This window comes from Bacteroidetes bacterium GWF2_43_63, assembly GCA_001769275.1.
Lineage (GTDB): Bacteria > Bacteroidota > Bacteroidia > Bacteroidales > DTU049 > GWF2-43-63.
This window is the reverse complement of the sequence record MEOQ01000050.1, coordinates 76,202-90,427: the sequence shown is the minus strand read 5'-3', so window position 1 is coordinate 90,427 and position 14,226 is coordinate 76,202. Positions and strand designations below refer to the sequence as shown.

Here is a 14,226-nt window from a genome sequence, read left to right as displayed (position 1 = left end):
AATGAAAACCGAGATTATTAAAAGGACCATTGTCGAAGTTACCGGAGAAACCGTTTCCGACGTCATCGACAGCATTATTGAAAACCTCAAGTCAAACAAGGAGCTTCGCAACCGGATCGGTGTGGATTTCTGGAAAGACAATTTTGAACCGGAGGAGTTGACGGAAAACAATATCCTGATCAACGGAGAGCATGAAATCACCTCCGGCTGTTATTCAATCTTCGGGACCGGCAGAGTCACCGTCACCGGAAAGGCTCATGTGAATGTATTTGGACGCGGCTACGGAGAGATCAAGGATGGAACGGCACAATTCTTCAACTATTCAAATGGCCGCGCTGAAACAACCAGCTCTGTCCGCGCATTTGATTACACACACATGCGTCTCCATCACAAGGCTGTTGGTGAATATCACGACTTTGCTCAGGGTGAAACCTACGGAGATTCAGACGCAAGCGCTTACGACAACTCGTTTGTTCGTATCACCGGAAAGAGTGTTGGGATTGCAAAGGGGAAAGCCATCGTAATGCAGACCGGTAAAACAAAGTGTGTGTATTGTGACAATTCAATTGGTCGCCTTCACGGAGACGCCACCGCTGAAGCCTGGGGAAAGGCTCACCTTGTTTTGAAAAATGAATCAACGGCAAAGCTGTTTGAAGATAGCGACTGCGATGCGCTGAACGACTCAACTGTTGTTGCAAGCGGCCGTTCGATGGTCGTTGCCAAGAATGCTGCCAGTGTAACAACCAAAGAAAACTCCGCCGCACAACTGCACGAAAGGGCTATTGGTAATGCCACGGGTAATTCAATTATGACGTTGCACGATACCTGTTATGCTGATGGATCTGAAAATGCAACCATCAAGATGTTTGAAAAAAGTCGCGCATCGGTGTCCGGTCAGGTTTCTGTTGAGATGAGTGGTGACAACATGCTTGATATTAATTCAGACGGCATTCAGTATCACGTCACTCGCGACGCAAATGGCATTGTCCGTAACAACGCCACGATGGAATTGGTTCTCCACGGTCACAAACTGCAGGTAATTGAGAAGTAAATTATGATAAGGGTTGAGGGTTATATGGGTCAACGGGTCAACGTCCAACTAAAGAGAGAGCTGTATGAATTTCAGCACTCGGGGGCGCTTTGTATCAAAGATACGAAGCGCCTCATCGTTGGCGATCAGATGGGACTCGGAAAAACAGTTGAGTCCATCGCCGCCATCATGGAGGCAAAGGCGTTCCCGCTTCTTGTTATATGTCCGGCATCCTTAAAATTGAACTGGGAGCGAGAATTCGAAGCATGGACCGGCCACAAGCTGCTTGTCCTGAATAATGAGGTTAAAAATACCTTTCCCATGTTCTATGACGTTGGGCTTGTAAAGGGGTTTATCTGTAATTATGAGTCACTGAAAAAATACTTTGTGGACCACATTCCGAAAGGAAAGGATGTGAGACTTTCTGATATTTATTTCAATGAAAAAACCAATTTTATCAAGTCTGTAATTATTGATGAATTCCATCGGTGTAAGGATCCTGGGGCGCTTCAAAGTAAACTCGTCAAGGGGATAGCAAGTGGGAAGGAATATATCGTCGGAATGACCGGTACTCCGGTTGTGAATGAAACGCTTGACCTGATGCCTCAGCTATCGATAATTGAAAGGCTGCATGAGTTTGGAGGCGCCAGTGAATTCAAAGCAAAATACGAGAGTGCATCACAGGAGGATCTTACTGCGCTTCAGAATAAACTCCGGGACACTTGTTATTTCCGTAGAGAGCGAACAGAGGCTCTGGATCTGCCAGGCAAAACAAGGCAGGTTGTTTATCTGGATATTGACAACATGCAGGAATATAAGGATGCACTCACTGATCTGCGCACATATCTGAAGGAATATAAGGAATGCACGGATCGGGAAATTTCCATCAAGATGCGGGGAGAGGTTATGGTCCGGATAGGAATTCTCAAGGAGATCACTGTCCGCGGGAAGCTGCAGGCAATAAAGGATTGGGCGAAGGATGTTATTGCCAGTGAAAAATTGGTCCTCTACGGCCAACTTGATATTGTTGTCAAATACTTCATCCATGAATTCAAGGCGCTTCATATCATTGGTCAGGACAACTCCCATCAGAGACAGGCCGCTATTGATAAATTTCAGACGGATCCGGATGAGAAAATGATGGTTATTTCAAAGGCCGCCGCAGAGGGAGTAACCCTGACGGCCGCAAGCGTGATGGGAATTGTGGAACAATGGTGGAACCCAGCCATTATGGACCAGATTGAGGATCGATTGGATCGAATTGGCCAGACCAGAAAGGTGATGATTGTGTATTTCCTTGGCAAAAACACAATTGATCAGTGGATATACAACCTGATTGAGAAAAAGAGAGAGATTTCGAACGCTGTTACCGGCGCGACAAACGATATCGAAACCCAGATTATTGACGAACTTCTAAACATATTGTACAATGGCGAGAGCACGAATGATTAAGCCTGAATTTTGGATCAGCGAGGATATTACCTCCTGCACCTTAGCGGCCCGACTTCTATTTGTCGGCCTGTGGAATTTCTGCGACGACAATGGCGTGCATCCACACGCTACAAAAACAATCAAAATGGAGATCTTTCCGGGAGACAATATGTCCTTCGAGGAGATAGAGACCTACATACAGGAGTTGGTGGACAACGACCTTGTTGTGATCTATAAGGCTCAGGGTAAAGAGTATCTCAAGGTTAAGAACTGGGACAAGCACCAAAGAATTGACCGGCCGAAATGCCGTTACCCGAATATCGATAAGGCTGATATTGAAACACCGGAACAGGCGCCAGTAAAAAAGGTAGTGCCGGCAGAGACAAAAGATCCGATCAAGGAAGATGCTTGCGAAACCTATATTTCTTACATCAACAGTCGCTTGGGATGCAGATTCCAGAAAACAAATAAGGTTATGGCTCAATTCAACGCGAGAATTAAGGATGGTTTTACCGGAGCGGATTTTGAAAAAGCATTTGAGAATGCAGTTGCCGATGAATTCCATCGAAAAAATAACTTTAAATATCTGACTCCCGAATTCTTTACACGGCCAGACATATTGCAAAAATGGCTTAATGCGAAGATTGTTGTTCCCATGGAGGCCGCTGAGTTTGACGCAGAAAGATAGCCATGACAGAAAGCTTCAGTGATATTATGATGCGGGTAATGGATGCGGGGCCATCCGTTACAGCTTCCCAAACCGTAAAACTTCCGGTCGAGGAGGTTTTACAAAAGGCTATAAAGAGAGGTGTTGATCTATTGGCGAGACGTGGACGAAAGTTTGTCATCGACAGTGATAATGAAAAACTCTTTGAGTATCTGGCTCTGTATTTTGCGAGGGATGAAAGTTTTCCGGGAGATCTATACAAGGGAATTATGCTGAGAGGAGACTGTGGGGTTGGCAAGTCATTCCCGCTGACTTGTTTTTCGGGCATAACAAGCCCCGTATCGTATCAACCTGAGAAAATAGTAAGTTGTATCGACTTGCTTAATATCTATCAAAACAAGGGACCGGAGGGACTTTCTCCGTATGAATTTGGAGTGATCGTACTGGATGAGCTCAGCGAAAAACACGATGCCAGTCACTATGGCAATGTGCAGAATGTTATTCAGAACATGCTTGAACTCCGGTATAATTACTATGTCAGGACCGGGAAGGTTATGCATGTCACTACCAATTTAAAAAACTTGAAAAGCATTGACATGCACTATGGAGCGCGCGTGTATAGCCGCGTTCACGAAATGTTCAATATTAAAAACATCGAAGGTAAAGACAGGAGGTTATAATGAATGCTACAATCATCGAAATTGTCGAGAAAAATGTATGTGATCGCTATGGTGTAAAGCCGGCAATGATTAAACAAAGGACCCGCATGAATGTTTATTTGATTCCCCGGCAGATAACGACCACGATCATCGACGAACTTGTAAAGGCCGACAGAACAAAGCTTATGAAGCGTTACGATCTTGATCGAACCTCGTTTTACAACAACCGAAGATCAGTGAATAACATGAGGGAAACCAACATTGCGTTCGCGGCAATTTACAATGAGCTTAAAAGAAGGTCCATTGTCGATATTAAGGCCAACGGCTTTTCAGATGTGTTGATTTCAGAAACGGCTTAGATTTCACCAGACCGATTCCCGACTTTGCTTCCTCAGTTGCGGACATGAATATCGGCAGAATTGACATGGCGCCAGGTCTCAGTCTGTAAAATTCAACCAGTAGATTATTCATGTAATAATCCATGATGGACTGACGCACATCCTGGATGGATGGCCCCTGGCTTACCGGGGTTTTTATGTAATGAATAACCTTTCCTGTTGGAATAAAATTATCCGGGAGTCGTACAAGCTGCGTGTCTGGCAGCATTACTACTGCGATGTCGGCTGTTGCATAATAGTAATTTACCCCAATAAGATAAACGGTTCCTCCGGTTACTGCCGTTGGAATTGTAGCATCAATTATTCCATAAGGATCAGTATTATATTCAGATGCTATACTAAGGTCCTTATTAACGGCAAACAGGATGTTATTGATATCCCGCATTGACTTCTTGACCCATGCCGGAAGCAGTGTTGTGTTTGTGTCATCAATACTGAATGCATCGAAATCCAATCCCTCTGGTGTCGGAATTCCCTTGCAGACAATCTCCGACATCTCCGTTGCTAACTGCAGCAGTGTTGATATAGGGAGGTCTATTCGCCACACTACATAATCGTAGTCGTCAACATCCTCAATGGCTGCGACCGTGCCAGCAACGAATTCGTCTTTCGGCATCGTATATTCGACGGCCTCGCCTACGAGCGCAAGCGGATATTCCGGATAGGGCCATTTCATGGTTTTGGATTGAATTTGTCAATAAGAGCCTGAATAATCATCTTTAACCAATCATCCTTCATGTTCATTATGATAATCCCAAGCAGGGTTATTCCAGTCAACCCCACCCAATCAATCTGAGCGACGCCAATAAACCAATAGGCGTAATGCGCAACACAGATTATTGCAATGCCGATCAGGGTTGTGACCCAATTTTTCAACCGGTCGAATATTTTATTTGTGATTTTTTTCATGGGCGGCGTGTATATTTATAAAGTCTGATTCCAGTCTAACAAGGCGGTGATCGTGTTTATTAACCTCACTGTCCAACCTGTCAATCCTGCCTTTATGATTGTCACTCTCATTCAAAATAACATCCATTGTGGTGTTTAGCTTTCCGATAGTGACATTAATGTTCGACATTGTGTCGGCCTGCCGTTGCTGGACCATATCATTCCGGTCGTTTCTCTTATCCTGCCGGCCAATATATCGAACGAAAAAAAATCCACAGATTGAAAGCAATATTGTCGTGATGATGTTGAAAGCGAGTGCATCCATATTAAACTACATTTTCAAGTTGAAGCTTTTGTGCGTACTTTTCGAAACAAATTTTTTCAGAGTTGGCGTCTCCGAGTGCTGCAAATGTGCGCGAAGCGATGAGCCACGCAGCAACCCAATAGTTATGGTCAAGATATTTATCAACACCCATATTGTTTTGCACGTAGTAAAACGATCCCGTAGAGGTGGCGGTAAACGGATAGAAGTGGAAGGCCAGCCCGTCGGCATCGTTTTTCACAAGAACTGCGAGCGGCTTTTTTACAGTAGGTTTTGAATACTTTGAATACAGCTGATTGAACTCAGGGCCATGTTCATCGAACGCCTTTACACACGGCACCGGCCATGCATTAAATTCTGCTCTTGCGAAGCGCAGGTATTCCTTGCCAAGGCTACACTCCATCCTGCCCTTTGCAGCATTATAGGTAAGTGATGTTACCTTTGTAAGTGGCAATCTATGAATGGGTGATGCAAGGCAGTATTCGCGCATACACGCATCAATGTTGTTGTCGATCATTGTATAGACCGGCAAAGGTGGAGTGGTAACCCCCTGGACAGTCTCGTCAAAGGGGGTTACTTCATCCATGCATTTCTTGATGTATGTTATGAAATCTGCTCTGGTCATGGCTTAGGGGCTATTGTTTAGTAATAAACTACGACTTCCAGAATTTTACCATTCAATCCGCCGGGCGTAAAAGTGATTTCATCCGCAGAAACTATCGTGTGGGCGTGATCCCTTACAATTGTTTTTCCCGATGTAAACGCGCCAACCAGTGTCAGCGTGGTTTTATCAGTGGCGGTGTCAATTCCCCAAACGGGAGGTGCGCTAAGAGTATTATTGATAATGGTTGCGACTGGTATAGAATCAGTCACATTAAACACTTCGGTCGAATTTGTCCATACTGTTGGGGTTGTGTCGGTTGCAACAAATGGAACTCCCGCTGAGACGTATCCAACATTTGCAAAGTCGTCACCCGCCACAAGTGAGTCAATCTGATATGTTTTACCAACAACAATAACACCAGAGGTTGTGCTAATTAACGCAGTGTCGACAATTGAAGCGACATAAGCGACAAAAGGCCTCGCCTCTGTTTTCGCAGTATTAATAGCGTTGTAGATGTGATTAATGTCGTAGAGAGATGTGGACACCCAATTACCATTAGTGTTGCATGAGAACATTACAACTGTTCCGGAGGCAACTGTAATGGGAATGTTGGCACCGGCAGCATCGATCTGCTCACCAACAGCCGGGTAAATCTGCGGCGTGTCTGCCACGACCTCTGAGACGGCAACAATCATATAGCTCCCGGCAAGTGCTGCAGGCAAAATACAACTGTCTCCGGAGGCAGCGCAAACTCCAATGGAATTAAACAATCCTGGCAGTGGTGTTGCTCCAACTTGTCCACCTCCAGAGAGAGCAGTCACACCATATGAGCCAGAGGCAAATTGAATTAGTTTTGAAAATGAGTTTTGGCCTGCAAACGCATTGGTCGCATTCAATATGGCTTCGGCAATATTGGTGTCATCAATGGTGATAACAGTGCCAGCGTCGGTTTTATACTTAAATTTCCCGTCTGTATCGACGAAAAGCATGACAGTACCACCGCGTGGGGTTTCAACGGATGCTGCTGCAACCGGGTAGAATTTGATTTTTTTTGTCCAGAAAGGCATATTTTTTGGTTTTTTGGTTTTTGTTAGTTTACTGGAATTGGCCTACCGGGATCATCCATTGCTGGGGGCGGGACATAATCAGTATTACCGCCTTCCGCAACAACACTAGACTCGCTTTCGCCTAATTTTTCAATGAATACAGAAACCCTGTCTCCAATCTGAAATTCATTAGAAGAAATCACGGCCGTGTTTAAATCGCTTTGATTAAGTGATGGAGCTTTTGAATCAATGTCGTAAATTTCTGTTCTTAAAAACCATGAATTAAACATGTGATTGACCTCAATGTTATTCAGATAAATTGTGTATTGAGCATCAGCGTCATATTCGGTCAATAGAGCTGTATCATCAAGGTCGACAACATTCTCATCACTAACTATTGATTCAGCATTAAAAGCATAAACCACAGTCGCAGCATCGCCAGTTTTTGTGATTTGCAATTTGTCTCCTCGAGCAAGCCCTGTTGCGCTTTCAGTTTTTGGATTAAAGCAAGCAGTATTCAGCTTACAAGTTCCAGCTGTTGTGCCTCCAGTCATTACTGCGTCAACAACAATGGTAGTTGTAAAATTGGGAGCAACCCCGGCGCAATTCACGGATATGATTTCGTATGTGCCATCATCACCACTATTTGTACCGGCGAGAGTAGCGTGAGTGTATAGTGTTTCACTTACTTCGGTTGTACTCAAAAATGTAATTGTATCGGTTGTTTGAGTTACAATGCTCTTTGTAATACCAGTGCTGAATGCACTCGCCCACCCTATAACGTCGGCAACCTTTGTTGCTGCAGAAATCCCAACAGTTCTAACAGCATGGTAATAACGATTTTGAGTATCTTCAATTAAAACAACGGTACGTCCATCAGGTTTTTTCGCCTTGACTACGCCATCGGCGTCAATAAATACATAGTAGTAGTCTCCGCGTGGCGTGGCAACCGAATCATTGGCTCTCGCCTTGAATTTAATGATATCAACTTTTTCCATGGTTTATATCCAGTTTGGGAAAGTGATTTTATGAGCAATGGCAACAGCAAGCACATCTTCTTTTTTCTTACCAACATTACTCATATCAATGCCTTTACCGGCAAGATATATGGATGCCTTTTGTGTCGATGTTACCGCAAGAAGTTCCTCGTCGATTTCTTCAGTCGCAACTTCCTCGGTTGGTGTTTCAGTTACTACCGTTTCCTCGGCAGGATCACCCTCGGAAATAACTTCCTCGGTTGAAGCATCGGCTTCATTGACGGCATCGGATTCCGTTATTATTTCTATTATTTCCTCGTCTGAGGTTTCAGCTTCATTAGCGGAGTCGCTATCTGTAATAACTTCCTCGGTCTGGGTTTCGGTTTCTGAATCGCCTTCATTGGTGGTAATGCTTGTAGCCACCGCAACAACAGCCGACAATAACCAGATTACCCCACTTATAAACCATGGATGTGTTTCAATTTCCTTCTGTTCATCAACATCCGCAGTAATAAAATAATAATTACTGTCTTTGCTCGGGCGATAAAATGACAAGCTTTTACCATCGCAAACAAGAGTCACATTATCCATCGACGCGTACTCTTTCGTTATTTTGTTTTTCATTTGGGATTTCTTTGGTGATTTTTACAAAAAAAGGAGTGGGGCCAGGCCCACCCCTTTTATTTTGATTGGAAGCAAAAATTACTGTTTAACGTATAACAAAGCGTGTGTTTCCGGATAGCGAACAATCGGGCAGGAAGCTTCGGTAATAACCTTGGCATCTGCTCTGCGAATACCGGCAGCCTTGAGGTCGAGATCTTCGGAGTTGATTGCCATGTTTTCGTGCTTTTCGATATTATTCATATCAAGAGCGAGAGCGTAGCGATCATAACCAATCATATCCATGACATGATTATAATTGATCATAAGTGTTCCGAAATTGGTAACAATCTTAGTGAATGTGATTCCGAATTTAACCTCAGTCGAATTTGCATTTAATTGTTTACTTACTTCGTCAACAAGCTGCATGTAATACATGAACTCGCTTCCGGTAAACACATATCTGGTTTCACTTCCACCGTTGCCAGTGAATAATGTTTTCATCCATCCGGTATAATCGGGGGTTGAGATGGTGTTATTAGCGGCCGTACTGAGCTGTTGAATTCCTGATCTAAAAATACCACCACACATGTAATGATCTTTGCCAGTTGCCGGATACCTGAATTTGTTTTTAAATCCACCCAGATACGACATTTCGATAGCAAGCTTCATATCAACAAGGCTCATGCGATCAAAGTCTGCAAAACCCCAATTCACTTCTTTTTTATTGATCTTCTGAAAAGTGCCTTCCTCGATCTGAGACATGAAGATCTGACAGTAGTTACTCTCTTTATCGGGGAGCTGTGAAATAACTGGAGCCTGCATGTCGAGCTCATTCATTGCATTACCCATTCTTCGTAGAACGGTTCCATTAGGAATGGTCGGAATACCCGGCTTACCGGCATCTGCCCCACCTACGATTGCAGCACCATTGATGGAATATACGGTAACAGAATTGGCTCCTGTAGCTGTCACAAAAAGAACAAGCGGCTTTCCGTCAGACGTGTTGGCTCCGGTAACAGCTGGAACAATAATTGTGTCCTGGGCGCCAAACATTTCCGAACTTGCCACAGTCAACGCGGCTGTTCTCACAAGCGGGTTTGGCGCTGTATATTCAAGCGTCATGGTTGTATTGAACGAACGCATATCAACGGTGTAGTACTCTGTAATAAATGAGTCTATTTTCACCGGCTTAACAGATCGCAACAGTGTATCAAGAGGCGTTCTGGATGGCTTAATTTCGGTAATCAGCTGTGACACATAATTCATGTCCAGATCAGATCCGGCGTCACGCACACCCTGTTCAGTCGGTGTTCCAGACAGCACTATTGTTGCTGTAACAACGGTAGTGTCGACTACGTTTCCTCCAGCCAACGCGCAATAAAGCGCAACAGCTGCGACAATCAGAATGCCGAACATAAACAATATCGGCGATTTTTTAAAGAGGGTTTTCACACTTTTCATATTTTTGGTTTTTTTGGTTTCGTTAAAAATTGTCTTTCTTTTTGGCCATTTCCTCAAGTCGAGTGACAATAGCTGATTTATTTTTTTTCTCACCCATAGCGCCATCATCACCGGACACGCCAGTATTATCAGGCATCCCATCTCCGACGGTTTCCTTTGTCATGGTAATTTTCTCAGCGGCGCCTTCAGCCTTGCCGGATTCAGCGGCATCAGCCAGAGCCTTTTCGAAATTCATAGACTTGTGGACCATCCCCAGGACCTTCCCTGAGAGTTTTCCATTGAACATATCATTGGCAACTGATTCGATCTCTGCCAACAGCTGTTCGGCTTCTTCCTCAGAAACATTGTTTTCAGCTTTAAATTTTTCCCACTCGGCTTTTGTCATCTCCTGATTCTTGCCGAATTCCTCATTAAAGGCTTTTGCTTCGGAGCTACGTTTCTGACGATCACTCATTGCTGACTGATATGCAGATTCATCCTCATCACCGGGCTGAGGAACAAGATCCTCGGGTTCAAAGTATGCGGCAATGGCAGCACGAAGTGGCGCACCTTTAATAAGCATCTGTAACATGCCGGCAAATTCGGGATGTGAGCTCATAACCTCCGAAATCTTTTCGTTCACCGCGCTGGTGCGCTGGCGATAACTCATTGCATCCTTCAGAATAACAACAGCGGCGGCGATAGCTTCCTCTGGTGTTGAAACCGGCTGATCGGGATTATTGGCGTTTACCGCTTCAATAAGTTCGGCAGCTGGATCAGTAGTCTGCTCTGCGGGAGGAGCTACTGGTGTTTCCGGGACTTCAGGAATAATATTTTCTTCGGCCATGTTTGCGTGTTTTTATTGTATGAAACAATTGCGCATCAAAAATATAGCGAAAAGTTATCAACGAAGCATCAATTACATACTTTATTGTATATATTTGCCGCATTAAATTTGTAATTAACAAGCCAATATGCAAAGAGAATCCACGAAAAAGCTGCACGCCATTGTGATTCAGGTGTATCAGGATGTTATTGCGGGACATGGGAAATATGCATCCATGATGCCGAAGGCAATGTTATACACGGAGGTCGCGGAAGATCCACGAGTGCCATTCAATGAGATAACCGTTGCTCAGATCATACGCGAACACCTCAAACATGGCGTCACCCAGGCATGATATAGAGACCATCATCCGGGAAAATATCCGGCGGCTCGATGAGATGTATTCACCCTATAACCCCTATACCGGGGAGGGTTCACCTACACCGCGAGTCAAGGTTTCTATTGTCAACGAGAGAAAGGAGCTTGTCGAATTGTGGCTTCCAGAGGAGATGATAAAGGAGGAGCCTCTTGTCGCTCGCATATTTGAAAGTGATACACTCGAGGCAGCACTGCAGCGCAATGGCATTCTGGCGCCCAGAAAAGAGCACTACATGGAATTCTGGCGCTGGTTTAATAAGCTTAGGTTTATTTACGACTTTGAATTCTGGTGCGCTGCAACAGTAAAGATTCAGGATAAGAGAACAAAAAAGGATATTCCTTTCAGACCAAACAAACCACAACGCAGATTGCTGGCAGAACTTGAGAAAATGAGGCTGGCCGGAATTCCAATTCGTATTATTATTGTAAAGGCCCGACAATGGGGTGGGTCAACGCTGATTCAGATGTACATGGCATGGCTCCAACTGATACTCCTGACCGGATGGCATTCAGTTATTGTAACGGATGTAGAGAACCAGGCGCGGCGCATCCGCGGGATGTACACAAAGATGGCGGAAAACTATCCGGTGGAATTCGGGTCCGTGAAAATGGATCCATACGAAGGGAGTCCGAAGTCAAGAATAATCGAACAGCGAGACTGCGTGATCACCATCGGGTCAATGCAGAAACCGGAGAACCTGAGAACCTTTGATATCGCTATGGCCCACTTGTCGGAGGTTGGGCTGTGGAAGGAGACAATGGGAAAGAAGCCGGAGGACGTGATGCAGTCCGTCATTGGATCCATATCGTCAGACCCGATGACACTCGTTGCCTTAGAGTCAACGGCAAAGGGTGTTGGAAATTTCTTTCACAAGAGATGGCTTGATGCAAAAAATGGAGTCTCCGGATATTTCCCGCTATTCGTCCCGTGGTTTGGTATTGAAAACTATCAGAAAAAACTTTCAGAAACATACGCTGAATTCATTGGAAAGATGGATTCCTATGATTGGTTTCTTTGGTCCCTGGGGGCAACGCTTGAGGGTATCAACTGGTACAAGGAGCACAAGCGCAGGGAGAGGCTGGATGACTGGCGGATGCAGTCGGAGTTTCCATCAACCGCAGAGGAGGCCTTTCAATCTACCGGCAGGAGGTGTTTTGCCCCACAGCATGTGGCGAAGTCAAGAAGAAATAATCGACCTCCAATATTTATTGGTGAAATCTTCGCCGACTCAGATCGTGGCGAAACCTGCACCAAAAATATGCGCTTTGAAAAAACCGCCGACGGCTGTCTCTGGGTGTGGGCCATGCCGGATAATGCAGAGATCATAAAGAATAGATATCTGGTATCTGTCGATATCGGAGGCCGATGGTCCGGGGCCGACTATTCTGTCATCCGGGTTTTTGATCGATACTGGCGCATGGAGGGAGGAGTTGATGAGGCCGTTGCTACATGGAAGGGGCACATGGATCAGGACCTACTTGCCTGGAAGATGGTGCAGATAGCCACGTTATATGGGAATGCAGAGATTGTCATCGAAACAAATTCGCTGCGTACTGAGAAGGCGGACACCGATGGGGATCACTTTTTCACAGTACTGGATGAGATTGCGGAGTTTTACGACAACCTGTATTGCCGGGAGGTAATTGACACTGCCGGCGGACCCGTCACAAAAAAATACGGTTTCCACACGAATACAAAGAGCAAACAGCTCGCTATTGACACCCTGAGTGCTGACATCCGCGACGATAGCTATGTGGAATATGATAGTCGTGTGTGTGATGAGGAGGATTCATACGAGGTAAAGACGAACGGAACGCTTGGCGCTGTTGACGGGGCGCACGACGATATGGTGATGGCAACCGCCATCGGCCGGTATGTGAGCTCCACGATGCCGGTCCCGGAAATAATCAAAACAAACAACACTAAAAAAACAAGGAGGAAAGCCAATGAATCAACTTTTTAAAAATCTGAAAAAAGAACTCAGTAGGTTATTGATTGTTCACATGATCCGAAAATTATTTATTCGCATCCGAATTTTTTTGTTGAAATGGTGGCTTGAAGTAATGAAGGTTGTTGGCGATGTGAGACGTAGGGTCGCTCAATATAAGGCTGAGGAATATCATTCCAGAACCGGCAAGAAGATAAATGTGATTGACGGCCGCCACAATACGGCCATTATGACGAGAGAGTCCCGGAAGGTATTGAAAAAAACAGGCGTGTTGAAAAAAAGCACCACCGCAATTGATGTGGATAGGGTGTCACACCAGATCATCCAGCAGGGAAAGAAGCAAGTGGATAAGAAAAACATTGTAAAGAAACGGAGGTAATATGGTTATTCTGATGGATATGACGCTGTGTCGCGTCAATAAAAACAATGGCGTAGCGACTGAGGAAAGAAAGCTACCCATGCGTAGAGAGCGTGAATTTGAGTCAGTTTACGAAATGGATAAGTTTCTTGATCGTCTCACCCGATTGCACTATCCCGGAAAAGAAATTAACGCAACATACCAAACAATAAAAATCAGCCAAGTGAAAGAACTTCAAAAACTAATGGACGAGACCGGCGCATGGTCGAATCACACATTCGATAATGGTAATTTTTCACAGCAACGATGCGTCCCTATATCATATCACCTACAGAAAGAGACAAAGGAGTTGACGGAGGCGCTTGAAAAATTCTTTCAGTCCCCTACTCTGCTAAATAAAACCGATGCTGAAAAAGAATTCTCAGACTGCTTTATCCTTTTGCTTGACGCCGGTAATAAATTCGGATTGTCTGCAAGAGAAATGATTTATAACGCATTTGATAAGCTTGAGATTAATAGAAAAAGGAAATGGGGAAAACCTGATGAACACGGGGTTGTAGAACATATTCGGGAACAGGAATAATTTTTTTATCCAAAATAGTTGCATTTACTATTTTAATTGTTTATATTTGATGCAATATTACAGAACA

18 protein-coding genes are annotated in these 14,226 nt (G+C 44.5%); 9 read left to right on the top strand and 9 right to left on the bottom strand.

Translation table 11 applies throughout. The features are described 5' to 3' along the window. Position 1 precedes the first annotated feature (1 nt). Genes A2W93_14400 through A2W93_14380 form a run of 5 tightly spaced genes read left to right on the top strand, consistent with a single transcriptional unit; the run spans position 2 to position 4,146 of the window. Entirely contained in the window at positions 2 to 1,051 is a 1,050-nt protein-coding gene (locus tag A2W93_14400; protein ID OFY52531.1) for a hypothetical protein, read from the top strand. Positions 1,052 to 1,075: 24 nt separating this feature from the next. Beyond that, positions 1,076 to 2,482 (top strand): hypothetical protein, encoded by a 1,407-nt coding sequence (locus tag A2W93_14395; GenBank protein ID OFY52662.1) that lies wholly within the window; start codon positions 1,076 to 1,078, stop codon positions 2,480 to 2,482. After that, positions 2,475 to 3,149, top strand: coding sequence for a hypothetical protein (locus tag A2W93_14390; GenBank protein OFY52530.1), 675 nt, complete (start codon positions 2,475 to 2,477; stop codon positions 3,147 to 3,149). The genes A2W93_14395 and A2W93_14390 overlap by 8 nt, the downstream gene beginning before the upstream one ends. A gap of 2 nt (positions 3,150 to 3,151) precedes the next feature. Beyond that, complete coding sequence (locus A2W93_14385) at positions 3,152 to 3,808, top strand: hypothetical protein (GenBank protein ID OFY52529.1); 657 nt, start codon at positions 3,152 to 3,154, stop codon at positions 3,806 to 3,808. Beyond that, complete coding sequence (locus tag A2W93_14380) at positions 3,808 to 4,146, top strand: hypothetical protein (GenBank protein OFY52528.1); 339 nt, start codon at positions 3,808 to 3,810, stop codon at positions 4,144 to 4,146. The genes A2W93_14385 and A2W93_14380 overlap by 1 nt, the downstream gene beginning before the upstream one ends. Here A2W93_14380 and A2W93_14375 read toward each other — a convergent pair. The 9 genes from A2W93_14375 to A2W93_14335 form a co-directional block, all read right to left on the bottom strand. After that, positions 4,100 to 4,861, bottom strand: a complete 762-nt coding sequence (locus A2W93_14375; protein ID OFY52527.1) for a hypothetical protein — start codon at positions 4,859 to 4,861, stop codon at positions 4,100 to 4,102. The two genes, A2W93_14380 and A2W93_14375, sit on opposite strands and share 47 nt — an antisense overlap. Further along, a complete protein-coding gene (locus tag A2W93_14370; GenBank protein ID OFY52526.1) occupies positions 4,858 to 5,094 on the bottom strand; it encodes a hypothetical protein in 237 nt (78 codons plus the stop codon). Before A2W93_14370 ends, A2W93_14375 begins: the two co-directional genes overlap by 4 nt. Continuing rightward, a complete protein-coding gene (locus A2W93_14365) occupies positions 5,075 to 5,398 on the bottom strand; it encodes a hypothetical protein (protein ID OFY52525.1) in 324 nt (107 codons plus the stop codon). The genes A2W93_14370 and A2W93_14365 overlap by 20 nt, the downstream gene beginning before the upstream one ends. A 1-nt stretch (position 5,399) precedes the next feature. After that, positions 5,400 to 5,912: a hypothetical protein gene (locus A2W93_14360; GenBank protein OFY52524.1), complete on the bottom strand. Its 513-nt coding sequence runs from the start codon at positions 5,910 to 5,912 to the stop codon at positions 5,400 to 5,402. 125 nt (positions 5,913 to 6,037) lie between these two features. Continuing rightward, the gene (locus A2W93_14355; GenBank protein ID OFY52523.1) at positions 6,038 to 7,066 is read right to left on the bottom strand and encodes a hypothetical protein; all 1,029 of its coding nucleotides are present in this window, start codon (positions 7,064 to 7,066) and stop codon (positions 6,038 to 6,040) included. Between the two features lie 23 nt (positions 7,067 to 7,089). After that, a complete protein-coding gene (locus tag A2W93_14350) occupies positions 7,090 to 8,043 on the bottom strand; it encodes a hypothetical protein (protein OFY52522.1) in 954 nt (317 codons plus the stop codon). 3 nt (positions 8,044 to 8,046) lie between these two features. Beyond that, a complete protein-coding gene (locus tag A2W93_14345) occupies positions 8,047 to 8,646 on the bottom strand; it encodes a hypothetical protein (GenBank protein OFY52521.1) in 600 nt (199 codons plus the stop codon). A 78-nt stretch (positions 8,647 to 8,724) separates the two neighbouring features. Beyond that, a complete protein-coding gene (locus A2W93_14340) occupies positions 8,725 to 10,143 on the bottom strand; it encodes a hypothetical protein (GenBank protein ID OFY52520.1) in 1,419 nt (472 codons plus the stop codon). Then, entirely contained in the window at positions 10,109 to 10,912 is an 804-nt protein-coding gene (locus A2W93_14335) for a hypothetical protein (protein OFY52519.1), read from the bottom strand. Before A2W93_14335 ends, A2W93_14340 begins: the two co-directional genes overlap by 35 nt. Before the next feature lie 127 nt (positions 10,913 to 11,039). On the opposite strand from A2W93_14335, the gene A2W93_14330 reads away from it, so the two are divergent. The 4 genes from A2W93_14330 to A2W93_14315 all read left to right on the top strand — a co-directional run bounded on the left by A2W93_14330 (position 11,040) and on the right by A2W93_14315 (position 14,159). Next, a complete protein-coding gene (locus A2W93_14330) occupies positions 11,040 to 11,246 on the top strand; it encodes a hypothetical protein (protein OFY52518.1) in 207 nt (68 codons plus the stop codon). Continuing rightward, complete coding sequence (locus A2W93_14325; GenBank protein OFY52517.1) at positions 11,227 to 13,233, top strand: hypothetical protein; 2,007 nt, start codon at positions 11,227 to 11,229, stop codon at positions 13,231 to 13,233. Before A2W93_14330 ends, A2W93_14325 begins: the two co-directional genes overlap by 20 nt. Positions 13,234 to 13,333: 100 nt before the next feature. Continuing rightward, positions 13,334 to 13,597, top strand: a complete 264-nt coding sequence (locus A2W93_14320) for a hypothetical protein (protein OFY52516.1) — start codon at positions 13,334 to 13,336, stop codon at positions 13,595 to 13,597. A gap of 1 nt (position 13,598) precedes the next feature. Beyond that, positions 13,599 to 14,159, top strand: a complete 561-nt coding sequence (locus A2W93_14315; GenBank protein ID OFY52515.1) for a hypothetical protein — start codon at positions 13,599 to 13,601, stop codon at positions 14,157 to 14,159. Positions 14,160 to 14,226: the final 67 nt, after the last annotated feature.

What these genes read in the sequence shown, in the direction of transcription:
- A2W93_14350 (OFY52522.1), bottom strand. Translation starts at nt 8,043, where the DNA reads ATGGAAAAAGTTGATATCATTAAATTCAAGGCGAGAGCCAATGATTCG.
- A2W93_14355 (OFY52523.1), bottom strand. Translation starts at nt 7,066, where the DNA reads ATGCCTTTCTGGACAAAAAAAATCAAATTCTACCCGGTTGCAGCAGCA.
- A2W93_14320 (OFY52516.1), top strand. Translation starts at nt 13,334, where the DNA reads ATGAAGGTTGTTGGCGATGTGAGACGTAGGGTCGCTCAATATAAGGCT.
- A2W93_14390 (OFY52530.1), top strand. Translation starts at nt 2,475, where the DNA reads ATGATTAAGCCTGAATTTTGGATCAGCGAGGATATTACCTCCTGCACC.
- A2W93_14345 (OFY52521.1), bottom strand. Translation starts at nt 8,646, where the DNA reads ATGAAAAACAAAATAACGAAAGAGTACGCGTCGATGGATAATGTGACT.
- A2W93_14395 (OFY52662.1), top strand. Translation starts at nt 1,076, where the DNA reads ATGGGTCAACGGGTCAACGTCCAACTAAAGAGAGAGCTGTATGAATTT.
- A2W93_14375 (OFY52527.1), bottom strand. Translation starts at nt 4,861, where the DNA reads ATGAAATGGCCCTATCCGGAATATCCGCTTGCGCTCGTAGGCGAGGCC.
- A2W93_14370 (OFY52526.1), bottom strand. Translation starts at nt 5,094, where the DNA reads ATGAAAAAAATCACAAATAAAATATTCGACCGGTTGAAAAATTGGGTC.
- A2W93_14380 (OFY52528.1), top strand. Translation starts at nt 3,808, where the DNA reads ATGAATGCTACAATCATCGAAATTGTCGAGAAAAATGTATGTGATCGC.
- A2W93_14385 (OFY52529.1), top strand. Translation starts at nt 3,152, where the DNA reads ATGACAGAAAGCTTCAGTGATATTATGATGCGGGTAATGGATGCGGGG.
- A2W93_14315 (OFY52515.1), top strand. Translation starts at nt 13,599, where the DNA reads ATGGTTATTCTGATGGATATGACGCTGTGTCGCGTCAATAAAAACAAT.
- A2W93_14360 (OFY52524.1), bottom strand. Translation starts at nt 5,912, where the DNA reads ATGATCGACAACAACATTGATGCGTGTATGCGCGAATACTGCCTTGCA.
- A2W93_14400 (OFY52531.1), top strand. Translation starts at nt 2, where the DNA reads ATGAAAACCGAGATTATTAAAAGGACCATTGTCGAAGTTACCGGAGAA.
- A2W93_14335 (OFY52519.1), bottom strand. Translation starts at nt 10,912, where the DNA reads ATGGCCGAAGAAAATATTATTCCTGAAGTCCCGGAAACACCAGTAGCT.
- A2W93_14365 (OFY52525.1), bottom strand. Translation starts at nt 5,398, where the DNA reads ATGGATGCACTCGCTTTCAACATCATCACGACAATATTGCTTTCAATC.
- A2W93_14330 (OFY52518.1), top strand. Translation starts at nt 11,040, where the DNA reads ATGCAAAGAGAATCCACGAAAAAGCTGCACGCCATTGTGATTCAGGTG.
- A2W93_14325 (OFY52517.1), top strand. Translation starts at nt 11,227, where the DNA reads ATGGCGTCACCCAGGCATGATATAGAGACCATCATCCGGGAAAATATC.